The 2,595-nt window shown below is 59.5% G+C and carries 3 protein-coding genes; 2 read left to right on the top strand and 1 reads right to left on the bottom strand.

The window, feature by feature from the left end; all coding sequences use genetic code 11:
* Positions 1–35: 35 nt before the first annotated feature.
* Positions 36–353 carry a hypothetical protein gene (locus QZ292_RS10260; protein ID WP_294601234.1) on the bottom strand — a complete coding sequence of 106 codons (318 nt, stop codon included), beginning with the start codon at positions 351–353 and terminating at the stop codon, positions 36–38.
* A gap of 126 nt (positions 354–479) precedes the next feature.
* On the opposite strand from QZ292_RS10260, the gene kbl reads away from it, so the two are divergent.
* Both kbl and QZ292_RS10250 read left to right on the top strand, forming a co-directional pair.
* A complete protein-coding gene (gene kbl / locus QZ292_RS10255; protein ID WP_294601232.1) occupies positions 480–1,670 on the top strand; it encodes a glycine C-acetyltransferase in 1,191 nt (396 codons plus the stop codon).
* A 171-nt stretch (positions 1,671–1,841) separates the two neighbouring features.
* Entirely contained in the window at positions 1,842–1,988 is a 147-nt protein-coding gene (locus tag QZ292_RS10250; RefSeq protein ID WP_294601230.1) for a hypothetical protein, read from the top strand.
* Positions 1,989–2,595 lie beyond the last annotated feature (607 nt).

Genomic DNA, 2,595 nt, shown 5'->3' with positions numbered 1-2,595 from the left:
ATGCTTGCGCATCGCTAAGGCCGCCTCGCCCCCGTTTATTCCGAGAGGCAACGCAGCTGACGACCGTAGGCACGGCTGTTCGTGTTGCTGGGATCGAGACCCTGCGCGCTGAACCACAAGTGCATGCCATCGGCACCGCTGACCGTCGAAGACCAGCTGTAACCGGCGTTGCCGACGTGCACCGGATCGCCCGAGGTCGCGCTACGGTAGCCCGGGGCGGGGTACCAGGCAAGCGGGGTTCCCGTACCCGAGGTGGTTACCTTGTACAACCGACCGTTGGTCGCCTTGTAATTACCAGCACCGTATTTCTCGCCCGGCACGTTGTCCGAATAGTAGGGGAAGGTACCGGTCAAGGGTTGATCCAGATCTGTCGCCCGCGTAAAGTCAGACCGAACCGGGCAAATGGAATGCGCCGCTGCCGCAAAGAACCACAAAACAACCGAAAACAATCGAACATTTAATTTTCAATACATCATACCATGTACGGTAAAGTCAAACAGCACCTTACGGATGAATTGGCGGCGATCGAGGCTGCCGGACTCTACAAACGGGAACGTATCATCACCTCTCCGCAAAGGGCCGAAATCACGGTGGCGGACGGGAAAAAGGTGCTCAACTTCTGCGCCAACAACTACCTGGGGCTCTCGGACAATCCGCGCCTGATCGAGGCGGCCAAACGGGCGATGGATACGCACGGATTCGGAATGTCGTCCGTACGGTTCATCTGCGGCACGCAGGACATCCACAAAGAGCTCGAACGGGCCATCGCCGACTATTTCGGAACCGAAGAGACGATCCTCTATGCAGCCTGTTTCGATGCCAACGGCGGGGTGTTCGAACCGATTCTGGGCGAGGAGGATGCCATCATCTCGGATGCGCTGAACCACGCCTCGATCATCGACGGCGTGCGGCTCTGCAAGGCGAAACGATACCGGTATGCGAACGCCGACATGGAGGATCTCGAGACGCAGCTCAAACTGGCTCAGGCTCAGCGGTTCCGCATTATCGTGACGGACGGGGTCTTCTCGATGGACGGCAATGTGGCGCCGATGGATCGGATCTGTGAGCTGGCCGAAAAGTACGACGCCTTGGTGATGGTGGACGAGTGCCACTCGGCGGGGGTCGTCGGGCCGACGGGACGCGGGGTGACGGAGCTGTTCGACGTCCGCGGACGGGTGGATATCATCACGGGGACGCTGGGCAAGGCGTTCGGCGGTGCCGTGGGCGGCTTCACCACGGGGCGGAAAGAGATCATCGACATGCTGCGCCAGCGGTCGCGGCCGTACCTCTTCTCGAACTCGATCCCGCCGGCAGTGGTGGGGGCGGGGATCGAACTCTTCCGGATGCTGGGCGAAAGCGATGCGCTCCACTCGAAACTGGCCGAAAATGTGGCCTATTTCCGCGAACGGATGATCGCGGCGGGGTTCGATATCAAACCGACTCAGTCGGCGATCTGCGCGGTGATGCTCTACGATGCGAAACTGTCGCAGGTGTTCGCGGCGAAGCTGCTGGACGAGGGAATCTATGTGACGGGGTTCTACTATCCGGTGGTGCCGAAGGATCAGGCGCGCATCCGGGTTCAGGTCTCGGCGGGGCACGAACGAGAACACCTGGATCGCTGTGTGGCGGCATTCACGAAGGTGGGCCGGGAGCTGGGGGTCTTGAAATAACGGGACTTCGGGATTCGGCCGGGCCGTTTGCCTTTGCGAAGGGTGTTCTGCGCGCAGCGCGGAACGCCCTTTCTTATTTTGTACCGTGTTTGGTCTCGCACTGCGGGCGGCCAAGCACGCCCCGCCCCGGGCTACCACGACGCAGGCAACTATGGGCGGTTAGGTGATCTGATGAACGTCGGCAACTACGGGTACAGTTGGTCGTCCGCTGTCAGCGGGAGTAACGGCGTGTTCTTGCACTTCAGCACGCAGGGCCTCAATCCCAGCCACGTGAGCCACCGTGGCTACGGTCTTCAGTTGCGTTGCCTCTCGGAATAAACAGAGGGCAGACACGGCCTTAGCGATGCGCAAGCATCGCTCCGTCCCGCCGGGGTCACCCGGACGCCGCCCGCGCAGGGCAGTTCCGTCCGGCTCGAAGCTCGACAGTCGCCCGCCCCGCTTAAAGAGGAATTTCACTCGTTTTGCGGTGAGCAAAACCGAGATGAAATTCCTGCGGGCGACTCAAAAAGTACTAAAAACCGCGCGCCGACCCTTAAGAGGGAAATCGTCAAAATGTGCTGGCACGTTTTGACAAGATTTCCCAAAGGCGCGCGGAAAAACAAACCCCGCCCCGGGCCTCCGCGGTCATGGCGACGGCAGCCTATGGAACATCAGCGACGAAGGCTCCGTCTGGTCAGCAATTGCGGCTTCCAACAGTACCTACGGCCTCTATTTGTACTTCAATACAGCCGACGTGAATCCGGTACTGAAATATTACCGTGCTTTCGGTTTTCAGTTGCGTTGCCTCTCGGAATAAACGGAAGGACAACGCGAACGCGCAGGACGTTTTCAATCGACCGCGTTTTTTGAAAATCAAACTCTTCTCCCCTTTTTTCTTTGTTCCGCTTGGGCCGCGGGGGCCCCTACTTTCTACTATGTGGTAGAA

The sequence above is a fragment of the uncultured Rikenella sp. genome (assembly GCF_910577125.1).
Taxonomy (GTDB): domain Bacteria; phylum Bacteroidota; class Bacteroidia; order Bacteroidales; family Rikenellaceae; genus Rikenella.
This window is presented reverse-complemented; position numbering and strand designations above follow the sequence as displayed.